Here is a 17,258-nt window from a genome sequence, read left to right as displayed (position 1 = left end):
GCTGAGTTCCGGCGCCCTTGCTGTGCTCGCCCAGCCATTGGCCATCCGTTTCAAGCGGCGTCAGTGCGATGAACCTGTCCGCTCCCTTCATCGCCCGCCCGGTGGCGACCATGTTGCTGAGCCTGGCCATCCTCTTGTTGGGTGGCGTCAGTTTCGGCTTGCTGCCGGTGTCGCCGCTGCCGAACATGGATTTCCCAGTGATCACCGTACAGGCGAGCCTGCCGGGAGCAAGCCCGGAAATCATGGCGTCAAGCGTAGCGACGCCGCTCGAGCGCTCGCTCGGCAGCATCGCTGGGGTCAGCCAGATGAGCAGTCGCAGCAGTCAGGGCTCGACAAGGATCATCATCCAGTTCGATCTGGAGCGGGACATCAATGGCGCTGCCCGGGATGTGCAGGCGGCGATCAACGCGGCGCGCAACCTGCTGCCAAGCGGCATGCGCAGCATGCCGACCTACCGCAAGATCAACCCGGCACAGGCGCCGATCATGGTGCTGTCGCTGACGTCCGACGTGCTCGACAAGGGCCAGCTCTACGACATCGGGTCGACCATCCTCGCGCAGAAGCTCTCGCAGGTGCCGGGCGTGGGTGAGGTGCAGGTCGGCGGCAGTTCGCTGCCTGCCGTGCGGGTCCAGTTGCAGCCGCAGCAGCTTGAGCAGTACGGCGTAGCGCTCGACGAGGTGCGTCAGACCATCGCCGCGGCCAACGTGCGCCGCCCCAAGGGGATGGTCGAGGATGACCATCGCCACTGGCAGGTCCAGGCCAGCGACCAATTGCACGAGGCGGCGGACTACCTGCCGTTGATCATTCGTTATCAGGACGGCGCGGCCCTGCGCCTGCGAGATGTGGCCAAGGTCACCGATGGCGTCGAAGATCGCTATAACGACGGCTTTTTCAACAATGAGCGGGCCGTGCTGCTGGTCATTAATCGGCAGGCCGGCGCGAACATCATCGAAACCATCGAAGGCATTCGCAACGAACTCCCCTCGCTTCAGGCCATCGTGCCCGGCAGCGTCAAGATGAACGTGGCAATGGACCGCTCGCCGGTGATCCGCGCCACTTTGCACGAGGCGGAGCGAACCCTGCTGATTGCCGTGGGCCTGGTGGTGCTGCTGGTATTCCTGTTCCTTGGTCGGCTGCGCTCGGCGCTGATTCCGGCGCTGGCAGTCCCGGTGTCGCTGGTGGGCACCTTCGCCGTGATGTACCTGTTCGGCTTCTCGCTCAACGTGCTGTCGCTGATGGCGATGATCCTCGCGGCGGGGCTTGTGGTGGACGATGCGATCGTGGTGTTGGAAAACATCGCGCGGCACATCGACGAAGGCGTGCCACCCATGCGTGCCGCCTACATCGGAACGCGGGAAGTGGGTTTCACGCTGCTGTCGATGAACCTGTCGTTGGTGGTGGTGTTCATCTCGATCCTGTTCATGGGCGGTATCGTCGAGCGGCTGTTCCGCGAATTCTCCATCACCCTGGCGGCGGCGATTCTGGTGTCGCTGCTGGTCTCGCTCACGCTCACGCCCATGCTTTGCGCACGCTGGTTGAAGCCGCACGAGCCTGAGCGGGACGGCCGTTTGCAGCGCTGGAGTCACGATGCGCATCAGTGGCTGCTGCGGCATTACGACCGCTCGCTGAGCTGGGCGCTGCGTCATCGCCGCGTCACGCTGATCAGCCTGCTGGCGACCATTGCCCTGAACGTCTTTCTCTACATCGAGGTGCCCAAGACCTTCCTACCTCAGCAGGACACCGGCCAGCTGACCGGCTTCATCCGAGGCGACGACGGGCTCTCGTTCCAGGTCATGCAGCCGAAGATGGAGACCTATCGCAAGGCGGTTCTGGCCGACCCTGCGGTGGAAAGCGTGGCCGGATTCATCGGCGGGCAGGGCGGCATCAACAACGCCTTCATGATCGTGCGGCTCAAACCACTGGCCGAGCGCAAGATCTCGGCGCAGAAAGTCATCGAGCGGATTCGCGAGAACCAGCCCAAGGTGCCCGGCGGGCGCATGTTCCTCATGGCTGACCAGGATCTGCAGTTTGGCGGCGGGCGGCAAAGTAGCTCGTCCTATTCCTATACGCTGTTGGCCAGCGACCTGGCGGACTTGCGCACTTGGGTTCCGCAGGTCACGCGCGCCCTGATGGCGTTACCCGAGTTGACCAGCATCGACGCCAACGAAGGCGAAGGTGCGCAGCAGATCAGCCTGAAGGTCGACCGTGATGCGGCCAAGCGGCTGGGCGTGGACATGAGCACCGTGACCACGCTGCTCAACAATGCCTTCAGCCAGCGGCAGATCTCGACGATCTACGAAACGCTCAACCAGTACCAGGTTGTGATGGAGGTCGATCCCGCCTACGCCCAGCATCCGGAAGTGCTGGAACAGGTCCAGGTCATCACCAGCGATGGGCGTCGGGTGCCGCTCGCGGCGTTCGCTCACTACGAGCGCAGCCTCGAGGAAGACGCCGTCAGCCATGACGGGCAATTCGCCGCGGAAAACATCGATTTCGACCTGGCACCGGGTGTCAGCCTCGACCAGGCGACGCTGGCGATCGAGCGGGCCGTAGCGGCCATCGGCATGCCCAGCGAGGTCCAGGGCAAGCTGGGAGGAACCGGCAGCGCGTTTCAGAGCACGCAGGAAGGGCAACCGCTGATGATCCTCGGCGCGCTGCTGCTGGTGTACATCGTGCTTGGCATCCTCTACGAGAGCTATATCCACCCGCTGACCATCCTTTCGACCTTGCCCTCGGCAGGCGTTGGCGCCTTGCTGACGATCATCCTGATGCGCGAGCAGTTCAGTCTCATCTCGCTGCTCGGCCTGTTCCTGCTCATCGGGGTGGTGAAGAAGAACGCCATCTTGATGATCGATCTTGCGTTGCAATTCGAGCGCAACGATGGCCTGTCGCCAGCCGAGTCGATCCGTCGCTCCTGCCTGCTGCGCTTCCGCCCGATCCTGATGACCACCATGGCCGCAATCCTAGGCGCAACACCGTTGCTGCTCGGCGGTGCGGAAGGCGCCGAAATGCGTCAGCCGCTGGGCCTGACCATCATCGGTGGCCTGGTGCTCAGCCAAATCCTGACGCTCTACACCACGCCTGTGGTCTATCTGTACCTGGACCGCGCGCGCCACCGTTTCAACCGCTGGCGAGGTGTGCGCACCGATGCCGCCCTGGAAAACCCGCTATGACCGTTTCGCATTTCAAGCCAACCCTGCGTCCCCTGGCCGTGCTGGTCATGGGCCTATCCCTCGGTGCCTGCACCGTGGGGCCCGACTACCAACGCCCGGATCTGCCCGTCGCGACCGAATTCAAACAGGCCGAAGGCTGGAAGCGCGCTACGCCGGCCGACGTCCTGCCGCGTGGCGAATGGTGGACGCTTTACGGCGACCCGCAGCTCGATGCGTTAGTGGAGCGATTGAATCTATCCAACCAGAATCTGGCCGCCGCCGAAGCGCAATATCGGCAGGCGCGGGCCCTGGTGCGTGGCGCCCGCTCGCAACTGTTCCCAACCGTTGGCGCCGGTGTCGGCGCGACCCGCGCAGGCAGCGGGGCGGGCAGTAGTTCGACCACGACCCAGGGCAGCGGCATCAGCGAGAGTTATGACGCTGGCCTGGATGCGTCCTGGGAGCTGGATATCTGGGGGCGCCTGCGCCGCAATCTCGAGGCCAACCGCGCAAACATGCAGGCGAGCGCTGCGGACCTGGCCGCCGTGCGCCTCAGCCTGCAGTCCGAACTGGTCCAGACCTACCTGCAGTTGCGCGTTCTGGACGAGCAGCAACGGCTGCTCGATCAGACCGTCGCCGCCTTCGAGCGCTCGCTGCGGCTCACCGAAAACCAGTACCGCGCCGGCATCGTGCCCCGGTCCGATGTCAGCCAGGCGCTGACCCAGCTGCGCAGCACTCAAGCCCAGGCGGTCGATCTGGAGTGGCAGCGTGCGCAACTGGAACACGCCATCGCCGTGCTCGTCGGGGTTCCGCCCTCGGAACTGGGGATCGCCGTGACGCCCGACATTCCCCGGTTGCCTGACGTGCCGGTGATATTGCCGTCGCAGTTACTCGAACGGCGCCCTGATGTAGCGGCAGCCGAGCGGGACGTGATCGCCGCCAATGCCCAGATCGGTGTAGCCGAAGCTGCCTGGTATCCGGACCTGACCCTGAGCGCCAGTGGCGGCTATCGCAACAGCAGCTTTAGCAACCTGATCAGCTTGCCGAACCGCTATTGGTCGCTTGGGCCGCAACTGGCCGTCACGCTCCTGGACTTTGGCGCCCGGCGAGCCGACCTCGAGCAGGCCGAAGCGGCCTATGACCAGACCGTCGCCACCTACCGGCAAACCGTACTGGACAGCTTCCGTGAAGTGGAGGATTCCCTGGTCCAGCTGCGCGTGCTCGCTCGCGAGGCTGTCGTCCAGCGGGAGGCGCTGGAAGCGGCTCAGGAGTCGCTGCGCCTGATCGAAAACCAATACCGCGCTGGAACGGTGGACTTCCTGAGTGTCGTCACCGTGCAGACCACGGCGTTGAACAACGAGCGCACCAACCTGACCTTGCTAGGCGACAGGCTGATTGCGAGCGTTCAGTTGATCGCTGCGCTAGGTGGAGGATGGGAAGAGGCGGCGCTGGAGCAGGACCCGGCAGTACAGCCGCCAATACCCTGATCGCAACGGAGGCAACGACCCAGACGCAGCGCCCTGGGCCGGCTGTTGGAGGTAAGGTCAGTTACGCTGTTTGCGGTTGACCGTCTGCGCCGCTTTGATGATGTCGGCGCCGATTGCGGGTTCGAATTCTTTCCAGACGGGTCGCATGGCTTCGCGCCAGGCTTCGCGTTGCTCTGGAGTCAACTCGATGATTTCACTGGTGCCGGCCTTGCGAATGCGCTCGCGGTCGGCCTGGTTGGCTTCCTCGGCGGCACGATTCACCTGGTAGGTGACTTCTTCGATGATGCCTTCGAGCTGGGTCCGGATCTGATGCGGAATGGCGAACCAGAACTTGGTGTTGCTCACCAGCATATAATCCAGCACACCATGGTTCGTTTCGGTGATGTATGGCTGAACGCTATGCATGTTCTTGCTGTAAATGTTCGACCATGGATTTTCCGCACCCTGCACCGTTCCGTTCTGCAACGCGGCGAAGGTCTCGGCGAACGCGATTTTCTTGGTCGATGCACCCAGCTGGGCGAACTGCGACTCCAATACCCCCGACGGCTGGATTCGGAAGGCGAGGCCACTCGCATCGTCGGGCATGCGCAACGCCTTGGTTGCCGAGAGTTGCTTCATCCCGTTGTGCCAATAGGCCAGACCGGTAATGCCTTGCTTTTCCATCGACAGCAACAGCTGGCGCCCCTTGGCGCGCTTCTGGAAACGATCGACCGAAGCAAGGTCGTCGAACAGGAAGGGCAGGTCGAAGACCTGCAGTTGCTTGGTGTACTGCTCGAACTTGGCCAGAGAGGGTGCCAGCATTTGGACCTCATCCTTGGCCAGTGCGTCCAGCTCGTTTGCATCGCCGTACAGCGTGGAGTTGGGATAGACCTCTACGGTTACCTGGCCTGGTAGGCGTTCTTCTACGAGCTTCTTGAACAGCAGCGCACCCTGACCTTTGGGTGTGCCTTCGGCAACGACGTGGGAGAACTTGATGACGATGGGTTCAGCTTCGACCGCGGTCGCGGTGAGGGCCAGCACAAGGCCGGCCAGGGTGATGATCGGCTTGATCATGAAGGGCTCTTTGTTCTTGGTTGGTTGGCATGACACCCGCAGTGGGCGTGAGGAGCTTCCGCGACGTTATGCCAAATAAGCCGCACCACAAAAAGCGCTTTCGCGCAAAATTCACAATTCAGCGAGCGAGAGCGGGAACAGATCACAGTTTTCGTTGTCGCGGGCCGCTCTGCATGCCGAGACACTCGACGCAGAGCGGCCCGCGGATGTTCAACCGCGCCCGAGTTGCCAGCCGCCCCCCAGCGCTTTGTACAGCGCGACCACACCCTGATAGAGCTCGACTTCAGCCTGCGCCTGGGCGTCCTCGGCCTGGAGTCGTTCGCGCTCGGCGTCGAGCAGCACGAGGAAGTCCGCCGTGCCTTCGCGGTAACGCACCTCGGCCTGTTCGGCCGCTGCTCGGCTGGCCGTTGATTGACGGATCAGCGCAAGCAGCCGCTCCTGCGCCCTCGCGTAATCGCTGAACGCGTTTTCCGATTCTTCAAGAGCCAGCAACACTTGTTGCTCGTAGTTGGCCAGTGCGCCGTCGGCGTCTGCCTCGGCGCCGCGCAAGCGTGCCCGTACGCTGCCCATGTCGAAGGCCGCCCAGCGGATGCTTGGCGCCACCGACCAGGCTTCCGCCGCGCTGGCGCCGATCTGCGATCCGCGACCAGCGATGAAACCGAGAAAACCAGACAGGCTCACGCGCGGAAACAGGTCGGCCGTTGCCACGCCTACATCAGCGGTGGCCGCCGCCAGCCGGCGTTCGGCGGCAATGACGTCCGGGCGACGGCGTAACAGCTCGGCAGGGTCGCCGATCGGGAGTGCTTTGGCGATGGCTGGCAATTCACGGGGAGACAAGTCGACACTGAGTTTGTCGGCGCGCTGGCCGAGCAGGGTGGCGATGCGGTTGCGTGCTCGGGTCTGCTGGGCCTGCAGCAAGGGCAGGCTGGCTTCCGTCGCGGCCAGGCGCGCATCGGCACGCAGCACGTCCAGCTCGCTACCGACACCCGCCTCGCGCAGCTGCTCGGTGAGGCGGTGCGAATTGCGCTGGTTATCCAGATTCTGCCGCGCGATACGCTCGCGTAGTTGTGCACCACGCAACTGGCCATAAGCGTCGACCAACTCGGCGACCAGGCTGACCTGAAGCTGATAGAGCTCAGCCGCAGCAGCGTCGCTGCGCGCTTCGCTGGCTTGAATGCTGCGCTCGATACGGCCGAACAAGTCCAGCTCCCAGGCCATGTCCAGGCCCAGGTCGTAGCGCTCGCTGTTGATTCGCTGCTCGGTGAACCCGGGCTGCTGGCCCTCGCCGATCTCGGCGCTTGAACGGGCGGTCACCGTCGGAAAACGGTCGTTCGCTGCATCGTCTCGGATCGAGCGAGCGGCGCGCAGGCGGGCGAATGCGACACGCAGTTCGCGGTTTTCCGCCAACGCTTCGCCGACCAGCGCGTCGAGCGTCGGGTCCTCGAATTGGCGCCACCAGGCTGCTTCGAAGCGGCTGCGGTCGAACGGTGGGGTGGCGGCCCGGTCGATCTGCGCGGTCGCGGTGTCGGGCGTCTTGTAGTCCGGGCCCACGGCGCAGGCGCCGAGAGTCAGGAACGCGGCCATCCACAGCGGGGTAGCGATGAAGGGCTTCATGCAGGGATCTCCTTGAACACAGCCTTGCGCGCCTCACGCTTCTCGACGAAGGCGCGGATCAACAGATAGAACACGGGGGTTAGCAGCAGGCCGAAGAAGGTCACGCCGAGCATGCCGCTGAATACCGCGACGCCCATGGCATGGCGCATCTCGGCACCGGCACCGGTGGAGATCACCAGCGGCACCACACCCATGATGAAGGCGAAACTGGTCATCAGGATCGGCCGCAACCGCAGGCGGCAGGCCTCAAGCACCGCGGCCAGGCGGTCCATGCCTTCCTCCTGCTTGTCCTTGGCGAACTCGACGATGAGGATCGCGTTCTTGCATGCCAGGCCGACCAGCACGATCAGGCCGATCTGGGTGAACACATTGTTGTCGCCTCCGGACAGGATCACGCCCGTGATGGCCGAGAGCAGCGTCATCGGCACGATCAGGATGACCGCCAACGGCAGGCTCCAGCTTTCGTATTGCGCCGCGAGCACCAGGAAGGCCAGCAATACGCAGAGCGGGAAGACGAAAATGGCGGTGTTGCCGGCCAGGATCTGCTGATAGGTCAGCTCGGTCCATTCGAAGCTCATGCCGTTAGGCAATTCGGCTTTCAACAGCCGCTCCATCGCAGCTTCGGCCTGGCCTGAGCTGTAGCCCGGCGCGGCGGCGCCGTTGATTTCGGCCGTTAGGAAGCCGTTGTAGTGCATCACGCGGTCGGGACCTGCGCTGTCGCTGACTTTGACGAAGGTGGACAGCGGGACCATCTCGCCACGGTCGTTGCGCACCTTCAGTTGGCCGATCTGGTCAGGCGTCAGCCGGAACTTCTGTTCGGCCTGCACATTGACCTGGTAGGTCCGGCCGAAGCGATTGAAGTCGTTCGCATACAGCGAGCCCAGGTAGACCTGCATGGTGTCGAAGATCTGGTCGATCGCCACGCCGTGCGTCTTGGCCTTCTCACGGTCGATATCCGCGTCGACCTGCGGCACGTTCACCTGATAACTGGTGAACAGGCCGGCCAGCTCGGGATAGTCGGCGCTCTTGGCGATGACGTTCTGAACCTGCTTGTAGAGTTCCTCGTAGCCCAGGTTGCCACGGTCCTGCACCTGCACGCGGAAGCCACCGATGGTGCCCAGGCCCTGCACAGGCGGCGGCGGGAAGATGGCGATGAAGGCATCCTGGATCTGCGCGAACTGGCCGTTCAGGTCTGCCGCGATCGCATTGGCGGAAAGGGCGGGGTCCTTGCGCTGGTCGAAGGGCTTGAGCGGCGTAAAGACGATTCCGCTGTTGGGGCTGTTGGTGAAGCCGTTGATCGAGAGCCCCGGGAACGCCACGGTGTTTTCCACGCCAGGATGCTCGGCGGCGATCTGCGACATGCGCTTGATCACGTCCTCGGTGCGATCCAGCGTGGCCGCATCAGGCAGCTGGGCGAATGCGACCAGGTATTGCTTGTCCTGCGGCGGTACGAAGCCGGTCGGTGTGCTGGCAAAACCCAGATAGCCGAGGCCGACCAGGCCGACGTAGACCACCAGCGCAATGCCGCTACCCCGCAGAATGCGCCGGACCGCACCGACGTAGCCATGACTGGCGCGGTCGAACACGCGGTTGAACGGCGCGAAAAGCCAGCCGCCGAACAGTTTGTCCAACAGACGGGAGAAGCCGTCCTTCGGTGCGTCATGCCCGCGCAGCAAGGCGGCGGCAAGGGCAGCGGACAGGGTCAGCGAGTTGAACGCCGAGATCACAGTGGAAATGGCGATGGTCAATGCGAATTGTTGGTAGAACTGGCCGGTGAGGCCGGAGATGAACGCGGTCGGGATGAACACCGCGCACAAGACCAGTGCCGTGGCGATGATTGGCCCGGTTACTTCCTTCATCGCCTGCTTGGTGGCGTCCACCGGCGATTTGCCGAGGCCGATGTTCCGCTCGACGTTCTCGACGACCACGATCGCATCGTCCACCACTATGCCGATCGCCAGCACAAGGCCAAACAGTGACAACGCATTGAGCGAGAAGCCGAGCATGTGCATGACCGCGAAGGTGCCGATCAACGATACCGGTACGGCGGCCAACGGGATGATCGAAGCGCGCCAGGTCTGCAGGAACAAGATGACGACCAGCACCACCAGGACGATGGCCTCGAGCAAGGTGTGTACCACCGCTTCGATGGAGCCGCGCACGAAGATCGTCGGGTCGTAGACGATTTCGTAGTCCACACCCTGCGGGAATTCCTGCTTGAGTTCGGCCATGCGCGCGCGCACCGAGTCGGAAATCTCGATGGCGTTTGATCCGGGCCGCTGGAACACCGGAATGGCCACAGCGGGTTGATTGTTCAACAGTGAGCGCAGGGCGTATTGGCTGGAACCCAGCTCGATCCGTGCAATGTCGCGCAGGCGAGTGATCTCGCCGTCACTGCCGGCCCGCACGATGATGTTCTCGAACTCGTCTTCGGTGACCAGACGGCCCTGGGTGTTGATCGATAGCTGGAAGTCCGTCGCGCCTGGCGCAGGCGGTGCGCCCAGCGCTCCCGCGGCTACCTGGCGGTTCTGCTCGCGGATGGCATTCACTACATCGGTCGCGGTGAGGTTGCGCGAGGCGACCTTGTTCGGGTCCAGCCACACCCGCAGCGAGTAGTCACCCATGCCGAACAGCTGCACATCGCCCACGCCGTCTAGCCGCGCGAGCTCGTCCTTGACGTTGAGCGCCGCGTAGTTCGACAGGTAAAGCATGTCATAGCGGTTATCGGGCGATGTCAGGTGCACGACCATCGTCAGATCGGGCGAGGCCTTGTCCACCGTTACGCCGAGCCGCTGGACTTCGGTCGGCAACGTCGGCATGGTCCGCGTGACGCGGTTCTGGATCTGCACCTGTGCGTTGTCCAGATCAGTGCCGAGCGCAAAGGTGATGGTCAGCTTGAGCTTGCCGTCGGCCGTCGCCTGGGACGACATGTAGAGCATGCCTTCCACGCCGGTGATGGCCTGCTCCAGCGGCGACGCGACGGTTTCACCGATCACCTTTGGGTTGGCGCCGGGGAAGTTGGCCTGCACCACCACGGTTGGCGGCACCACTTCCGGGTATTCGCTGATCGGCAGCTGGAACAGCGAGATGGCGCCCCCAATGAGGATAATCAGGGACAGCACCGCCGCGAAGATCGGCCGCTGAATGAAGAATTGCGAGAAATTCATGACGCACTCCGGGGTAAAGGGCGCGCCTGACGCGCCCTGACGGAATCGAATGTTGTTTTTGCGGGCCCGCTGGCGCGGATTAGCGCGGCTCAGCTACTGGGGCGGCCCGTCACGGTGCGGTCGACGAGCTCCGTCTTGAACGCGGCCGTGATAGCGCGGTTCTGCTCTTTCAGTGCAGCGAGAGTGTCTGCATCCGCCATGGGCACGGTTTCCGGGGTTACCGGGCTGCCTGGGCGGACGCGCTGGAGCCCGTTCACGACGATGGTTTCGCCCTCGTCGAGGCCGTTGCGAACGATGCGCAGCCCTTCGAGCTTTGGCCCCAGTTCGACGGCGCGGTAGCTGACCTTGCCGTCCTCGCCCAACACCAGGACGAACTTCTTGCCGAGGTCAGTCCCCACCGCGACGTCCTTGATCAACACCGCCTCGTAGGTGGCGCTGCCGACCAGCTTCAGCCTCGCGTAGAGCCCCGGGGTGAAGCTGCCGTCACGGTTGTCGAACACGGCGCGCCCGCGGATGGTGCCGGTACGCGGGTCGACCTGATTGTCGATGAAGTCCATGTGGCCCAAATGAGGATGGCCGTCTTCGTCGGAAAGCCCCAGGTAGACCGGCGTTTCTTCACCACGTGAGCCGTTGCGCGCCAGTTCGCGATACTTCAGGTAGGTGCGCTCGTCCGCTTCGAAATAGGCGTAGACCTTGTCGGTCGAGACCAACGTGGTCAGCAGCGCCTCACCCGCGTTGACCAGGTTACCCGCGGTTATCATCGCGCGGCCGACGCGGCCATTGATTGGCGCGGTGACGCGGGTAAAACTGAGGTCCAGCTTGGCGGCGTCGAGTTGCGCCTGGATCGCGGCCGTGGCGGATTTGGCTTCGCTGGCGGCGCTCACGCGAGCATCGGCCAGTTCTGCCGAAATGGCGTTGTTAGCCCTCAGACGCTCGCCACGCTCCGCCTCGCTAGCGGTACGGCGCTGGGTGGCGAGGGCCTGTTGCAGCTCGGCCTGTAACCGTTTGACCTGCGCTTCGAACGGACGTGGATCGATCTGGAAGAGGAGGTCGCCCTTCTTGACCAGCTCACCTTCCTCGAAAGCGACCTTGTCGATGAAGCCGGATACCCGTGGCCGAATCTCGACGGACTCGGGTGCTTCGAGCCGCCCGGTCAATTCGTCCCATTCGGTGACCTGTTGTTCGATGACCTGGGCGACGCTGACGGCTGGCGGGGGCGCTGCTGCGGCCTCGGTCGCTTCCGGTGCTTTCCCGCACGCGGCCACGAGGGTTGCCGCAAGGGCAACCAGGGGATAACGCAACGCGTTGAGTGAACGTTCCATGCTTGGCTCCGCAATCGTTTTTTATCGATGGTGCGGAGTGTGCGTGGTGGGCTCGCAATGCAGAAATCGAACGAGCCGAAGGTGAATATCATTGGGGATGATGTTGCGGGCGTTTATATCGACCAGCGATGCGGTCGGTGCAGCTACGTCGGGCGCTACAAACTATCCGGATCACCCACGAACATCTGAATCCGCGACCGCAGCCACCGCTCGGCCGGGTCGTTGTCCTGGGCGCCGCGCCACGCCATGGACAGTTCGAAGTCCTGGCTGGTCTCGAAGGGCAGGGGTTCTGCGCGCACGCCGCCGCGCGCGGCCAAGGCTTCGGCCGCATAGTCCGGGACTGTTGCCACCAGGTCAGTTCCGGCGAGCAGGCTGGCCAGGCCGTTGAACTGCGGGACGGCCAGCACGACCTTACGCTTGCAACCGTGCAGGGCCAGTTCCTCATCGATATAACCGTTGAGGTCCCCGGCGAACGACACCATCGCATGCGGCCGTGAACAGTAGTCTTCCATGGTCATTCGCCCGGGAATGCTGTCGGCACGCAGCAGCATCGGTTTGGGCCGGCGCAGCACCTTGCGCTTCGCGTTGGCTGGCAACTCCTCGGTGTAGCAGACACCGACCGAGATTTCCCCCGAGGCCAGCAGCCCAGGCATCAGCAGGTAGTTAGCGCGCCTGACCACGAGCACCACGCCCGGCGCCTCGGCACGGATTCGGCGGAGCATTTGCGGCAGCAGGGCGAACTCCACCTCGTCGGTCAAACCGATGCGGAAAACCAGTTCGCTGGTAGCCGGATCGAAGCTCGCGGCACGGCTCACCGCCGTCGAGATGGAGTCGAGTGCCGGCGACAGCAGCCCGGCGATCTCCTGGGCACGGGCCGTCGGCTCCATGCTGCGCCCGGTCCGGACGAACAGTGGATCGTCGAACAACGTACGCAGGCGAGCCAGGGCTGCGCTGATCGCAGGTTGCCCAAGAAACAGTTTTTCAGCCGCCCGCGTCACGCTGCGCTCGTGCATCAGCGTTTCGAAGACGATCAACAAGTTCAGGTCGACGCGGCGCAGATCGTTGCGATTCATGCCATTCACTTCAAGCTGGGGTCAGAAAGGAATGCAGCTGACCTTTGGGGTGTGCGTCAGCATTCTAGACACAACCCTACGCGCCGGGCATGTCGATTTCCGCTTTGCAAATGCACAAAACTGCAGATCGAGTACGACATTACATACAGCGGATCATCATTCGTGGACATGGCGACTATCGAAAGGAATGCGGTATCGGCGGCTGGAGTTGTGCTGTCGGTGCAGATAGAGTCACTCCCACAGTTGTAATCGAGGGGTCTTTTTCATGTCCCGCATCATTCGTTTTCACCAGTTCGGTCCAGCCGAGGTGCTGCGCTACGAGCAGCGGGAGACCCCGCGGCCCGGGCCCGGTGAGGTACTGGTGGGCGTCAGGGCCATCGGCGTGAGCTGGAACGACGTGCTCTGGCGGCAGAATCTCGCGCCACGCAAGGCGCAGCTGCCGGCTGGGTTGGGTAGCGAGATCGCAGGGGAAGTGCTCGCGGTAGGCGAAGATGTGGACGGCTTTGCCGTCGGCGACCGGGTAGCCAGCTTTCCCGGCCACGATCTGAACCAGTATCCGCTCTATGCCGAGCAGGTCTTGCTGCCGCATACCTCGCTCGTCCACTACCCTGACATGCTCGGCGCAGCCGAGGCTTGCATTCACTACACCCCGGCACTGGTCGCTTATTTCGCGCTGGTCGAACTGGCGCAGCTCGAGCCAGGCCAGCACGTGCTGGTCACCCAGGCCCGGCACTGCACCGGACCGATTGCGGTACAGCTGGCCAAGGCCCTGGGCGGGCGGGTGATCGCAACGTGTGATACCAGCGATGACCGGGATTTCATGCGCGAGCTAGGAGCCGAGACGGTGATCGTCACCGAGGAAGAGGACCTGGTCGGCCGCCTGCAGAAAATTACTGGCGGCGCCGGCGTCGAGGTGGTGCTCGATGGCTGCGGCGGCTCCCAGATGAAGCTGCTGGGCGATGTCATCGCGCCGCGCGGCAAGCTGATCCTCTACGGGCTCAACGGCGGCAACGAAACGGCTTTCCCGGCGTGTGCGGCGTTCCAGAAGAACTTCAAGTTCTTCCTGCATTGCCTGTGTGATTTCACTGGACAGCCGGAACTCGGCATCGAGCAGAATTGCGAGGCGCTCGGCCGCGCGCTTCGGCATATCAACCAACTGACGGCCGACCGGCTGATCACGCCGCAGCTCGACCGTGAGTTCAGCTTCGACGAAGTGGTCGCCGCCCACGAATACGTCGAAAGCGGCGTCCCACGCGGGCGCGTCGCCTTGCGCGTGGAGTGAGCATCGCAGGCGGCTGGCCAAGCCTGCCGCCTGACGCACCCAGCCCCTATTCGTCACTCAACATCAGCTGTTGCCTTTGACCCAGCGAGCATGCCGCCGCGGGCCTCTCATCGCGCCATCGAAACTTTTACCGCAGCCGCTCAGTCCTCCGAAGACAGGTCTCACACCCGTTTCATGGAGGCGATGAATGTCCGATAACCAGACGCTACCCCCGCAGCAACAACCCGAGCCCGGCAAGGAAGGCGAAATGAACCCGCGCCCGCAGTATCGGGGCGAGGACTACAAGGCTGCCGGCAAACTGCAGGGCAAGGTCGCGGTGATCACCGGTGGCGACAGCGGCATCGGCCGCTCGGTGGCCGTACTGTTCGCGAGAGAAGGCGCGGACGTCGTCATCCTCTACCTCGATCAACACCAGGATGCCGAACAGACCCGCAAGGTCGTAGAAGAGCAGGGGCGCCAGTGCCTGACGTTTGCAGGTGACGTCGCCGATCGCGACACCTGCCGCAAAGTAGTCGACGAGACGATTGCCCGCTTCGGCAAGCTCGACATTCTCGTCAACAATGCCGCCGAGCAACACCCACAGAAGGCCTTCGAGGACATCCCTCCTGAGCAATGGGAAAAGACGTTCCGCACCAATGTCTTCGGTATGTTTCAGATGACCCAGGTCGCGCTGCCGCACTTGAAGCAAGGCGCTTCGATCATCAACACCAGCTCGGTTACCGCCTACAAGGGCAACCCGATGTTGATCGACTACAGCTCGACCAAGGGCGCCATCGTGGCCTTCACCCGGGCGTTGTCGATGAGCCTGGCCGAGCGCGGAATCCGGGTCAATTCAGTCGCGCCGGGTCCGATCTGGACGCCGCTTATCCCATCGACCTTCGACGCGGACAAGGTCGCCGAATTCGGCGCCAACGTCCCGCTCAAGCGCCCGGGCCAGCCCGACGAGGTGGCACCAGCGTATGTGTACCTGGCCAGCAGCGACGCCTCGTACGTCAGTGGGCAGGTCATTCACGTCAATGGCGGCACGGTCGTGAACGGCTGATCCAGCCCCCCTCAGGAGATAGCCCATGCCTCGTACGATCTGGAAAGGCGCAGTCAGCTTCGGACTGGTACATATTCCGGTGGCACTGGTGCCGGCCACTACGCGACAAGGCATCGACTTCGATTGGCTCGACAAGCGCAGCATGGACCGCGTTGGCTACAAACGTATCAACAAGACCACCGGCGAAGACATCGACAGCGAAAACATCGTCAAAGGCGTCGAGTATGAAAAGGGGCATTACGTCGTCATCAGCGATGATGAGATCAAGTCCGCTCACCCAAAGGCGACGCAGACCGTTGACATCATTGCCTTCGTCGATGCCAAGGATATTTCCTTCCTGTATATCGACACCCCCTACTACCTCACGCCCGATCGCCGAGGCGAGAAGGTCTACGCTCTGCTGCGCGAAACCCTGTTCCAGACCGGAAAAGTGGGCATCGCCAACGTCGTGCTACGCAACAAGCAGCACCTGGCCGTTGTGATGCCGCTCGGCAAGGCGCTGGTGATGAATACCTTGCGCTGGGCCGACGAGGTGCGCGGTGTCGAATACCTGGAGATGAAGGACGAAGCGCTCAACGCCGACCTCAATCCACGTGAGCTGGACATGGCCAAGCGTCTGGTCGAGGACATGAGCGAAAACTGGGACCCGGCCCAGTACAAAGACACCTTCCAGGACCAGATCATGGACCTGGTCGAAACCAAAGCGCGCGAAGGCAAGCTGGAAGCGGTCGGTGGGCCGGAAGAAGCCGTCGATCGGCGCAGCGCCGATGTCATCGACCTTACCGAGCTACTCAAGCGCAGCCTCGCCGGCAAGTCGGCGAAAAAGCCAGCACCGGAAGAGACCGCCGATGCCGATGAAGGCGATGAGGAAGAGGCCGCCCCGGCGCGGCGTCCGGCGAGCAAGTCGGGCACAGCCAAGAAGGCGCCAGCCAAGGCCACGGCGAGCAAGTCCAGCACCAGCAGCAAAGCGGCAACGAGTAAGGCAACCGGCACGCGCAAGCCCGCCGCGAGCAAATCCAGCAGCAAGAAGGCCAGTTGACGGATCAGGAGGCTGCATGCCCGCGAAGCCCGGCAAGGCCCGCCCCGAGGTGGGCGGCATTGGTATCAGCAACCCCCAGCGCGTCATCGATTCGCACAGCGGCGCCACCAAGCTGCAACTCGCCGAGTATTACCTGGCCGTTGGCGATCGGTTGATGCCGCATCTGGCCGGCCGCCCACTGTCCATCGTCCGCGCTCCGGATGGGGTGGACGGCGAAAGCTTTTTCCAGCGGCATTGCGGCCGGTTGAAGATGCCGCACATGAAGGTACTGCCCAAGTCGCTCGATCCGGAACATGCCCGCCTGATCCAGGCCGACAGCGTGACGGCCATTGTCGAGGCGTCACAAATGGGCACGGTCGAGTTTCACACCTGGAATGCCCATAGCGACCGCATCGATCGGCCGGATCGCCTGGTATTCGATCTCGATCCCGATCCCGAGCTGCCCTGGGCGCGAATGATCGAGGCGACGTGCCTGACGCTGGACTTGCTCGATAGCCTAGGGCTGCGCGCGTTCCTAAAGACCAGTGGTGGGCGTGGCATGCATGTGGTGGTGCCAATCGACCGGCGCAGCAGCTGGGAATGCGCCAGTGAATTCGCCCGCGCCGTGACCGTTCGGCTGACCAAGGAATCCCCCGAGCGGATCGTGGCCAAGATGGGGCCCAAGAACCGGGTCGGCAAGATCTTCGTCGACTACCTGCGCAACCAGCGCGGTGCCAGCACCGTCGCGGCGTATTCCGCGCGCGCGAGGGCTGGCCTGCCGGTGTCGATGCCCGTGCGCCGCGACGAGCTGGAAAGCCTGGGCGCGGCCAACCGCTGGACCATTCTCAACGTCCATGAGCGTTTAGACGCGCTCGAGCGGGACCCCTGGGCCGATTTCGGCTCGATCCGCCAATCACTCTCCAGCCGCCTGCTCGCATCGGTCACCGGTCGCGAGTAGCAGGAGAAAACTTTCCATCGCCAGATCATCGGCTAGCCTTGTGGTAGCGCAGCCGTATGCGCATGCCTTGTCGCGCTGGAGGAACCATCCCAG

At 63.4% G+C, this 17,258-nt stretch carries 11 protein-coding genes; 6 read left to right on the top strand and 5 right to left on the bottom strand.

What is annotated here, in order from left to right; translation table 11 throughout:
• Positions 1–68 precede the first annotated feature (68 nt).
• Together M1D78_RS11115 and M1D78_RS11110 are read left to right on the top strand one after the other, a co-directional pair.
• A complete protein-coding gene (locus M1D78_RS11115) occupies positions 69–3,173 on the top strand; it encodes an efflux RND transporter permease subunit (protein WP_437419207.1) in 3,105 nt (1,034 codons plus the stop codon).
• The gene (locus M1D78_RS11110) at positions 3,170–4,636 is read left to right on the top strand and encodes an efflux transporter outer membrane subunit (RefSeq protein WP_437419208.1); all 1,467 of its coding nucleotides are present in this window, start codon (positions 3,170–3,172) and stop codon (positions 4,634–4,636) included. The genes M1D78_RS11115 and M1D78_RS11110 overlap by 4 nt, the downstream gene beginning before the upstream one ends.
• 57 nt (positions 4,637–4,693) lie before the next feature.
• Here the strand turns inward: M1D78_RS11110 and M1D78_RS11105 are convergent, their stop codons facing one another.
• From M1D78_RS11105 to M1D78_RS11085, 5 genes are all read right to left on the bottom strand, one after another.
• Positions 4,694–5,686: a TRAP transporter substrate-binding protein gene (locus M1D78_RS11105; protein ID WP_437420344.1), complete on the bottom strand. Its 993-nt coding sequence runs from the start codon at positions 5,684–5,686 to the stop codon at positions 4,694–4,696.
• A gap of 213 nt (positions 5,687–5,899) precedes the next feature.
• The gene (locus tag M1D78_RS11100) at positions 5,900–7,303 is read right to left on the bottom strand and encodes an efflux transporter outer membrane subunit (protein WP_437419209.1); all 1,404 of its coding nucleotides are present in this window, start codon (positions 7,301–7,303) and stop codon (positions 5,900–5,902) included.
• Positions 7,300–10,470: an efflux RND transporter permease subunit gene (locus tag M1D78_RS11095; protein WP_437419210.1), complete on the bottom strand. Its 3,171-nt coding sequence runs from the start codon at positions 10,468–10,470 to the stop codon at positions 7,300–7,302. Before M1D78_RS11095 ends, M1D78_RS11100 begins: the two co-directional genes overlap by 4 nt.
• 89 nt (positions 10,471–10,559) lie before the next feature.
• A complete protein-coding gene (locus tag M1D78_RS11090) occupies positions 10,560–11,792 on the bottom strand; it encodes an efflux RND transporter periplasmic adaptor subunit (RefSeq protein ID WP_437419211.1) in 1,233 nt (410 codons plus the stop codon).
• A 155-nt stretch (positions 11,793–11,947) separates the two neighbouring features.
• Positions 11,948–12,865, bottom strand: a complete 918-nt coding sequence (locus M1D78_RS11085) for a LysR family transcriptional regulator (protein ID WP_437419212.1) — start codon at positions 12,863–12,865, stop codon at positions 11,948–11,950.
• A gap of 265 nt (positions 12,866–13,130) precedes the next feature.
• On the opposite strand from M1D78_RS11085, the gene M1D78_RS11080 reads away from it, so the two are divergent.
• The 4 genes from M1D78_RS11080 (at position 13,131) to ligD (ending at position 17,165) form a co-directional block, all read left to right on the top strand.
• Entirely contained in the window at positions 13,131–14,147 is a 1,017-nt protein-coding gene (locus tag M1D78_RS11080) for a zinc-dependent alcohol dehydrogenase family protein (RefSeq protein WP_437419213.1), read from the top strand.
• A gap of 187 nt (positions 14,148–14,334) precedes the next feature.
• Entirely contained in the window at positions 14,335–15,189 is an 855-nt protein-coding gene (locus M1D78_RS11075; protein ID WP_437419214.1) for an SDR family oxidoreductase, read from the top strand.
• Between the two features lie 25 nt (positions 15,190–15,214).
• Positions 15,215–16,228 carry a non-homologous end joining protein Ku gene (gene ku, locus M1D78_RS11070; protein ID WP_437419215.1) on the top strand — a complete coding sequence of 338 codons (1,014 nt, stop codon included), beginning with the start codon at positions 15,215–15,217 and terminating at the stop codon, positions 16,226–16,228.
• Between the two features lie 16 nt (positions 16,229–16,244).
• On the top strand, positions 16,245–17,165 hold the full coding sequence (ligD, locus tag M1D78_RS11065; protein ID WP_437419216.1) for a non-homologous end-joining DNA ligase: 921 nt from the start codon (positions 16,245–16,247) through the stop codon (positions 17,163–17,165).
• Positions 17,166–17,258: the final 93 nt, after the last annotated feature.

This window comes from Pseudomonas sp. SA195 (assembly GCF_054131565.1).
Note: the sequence above shows the minus strand (reverse complement) of the source record. Positions and strands in the feature narration are given on the sequence as shown.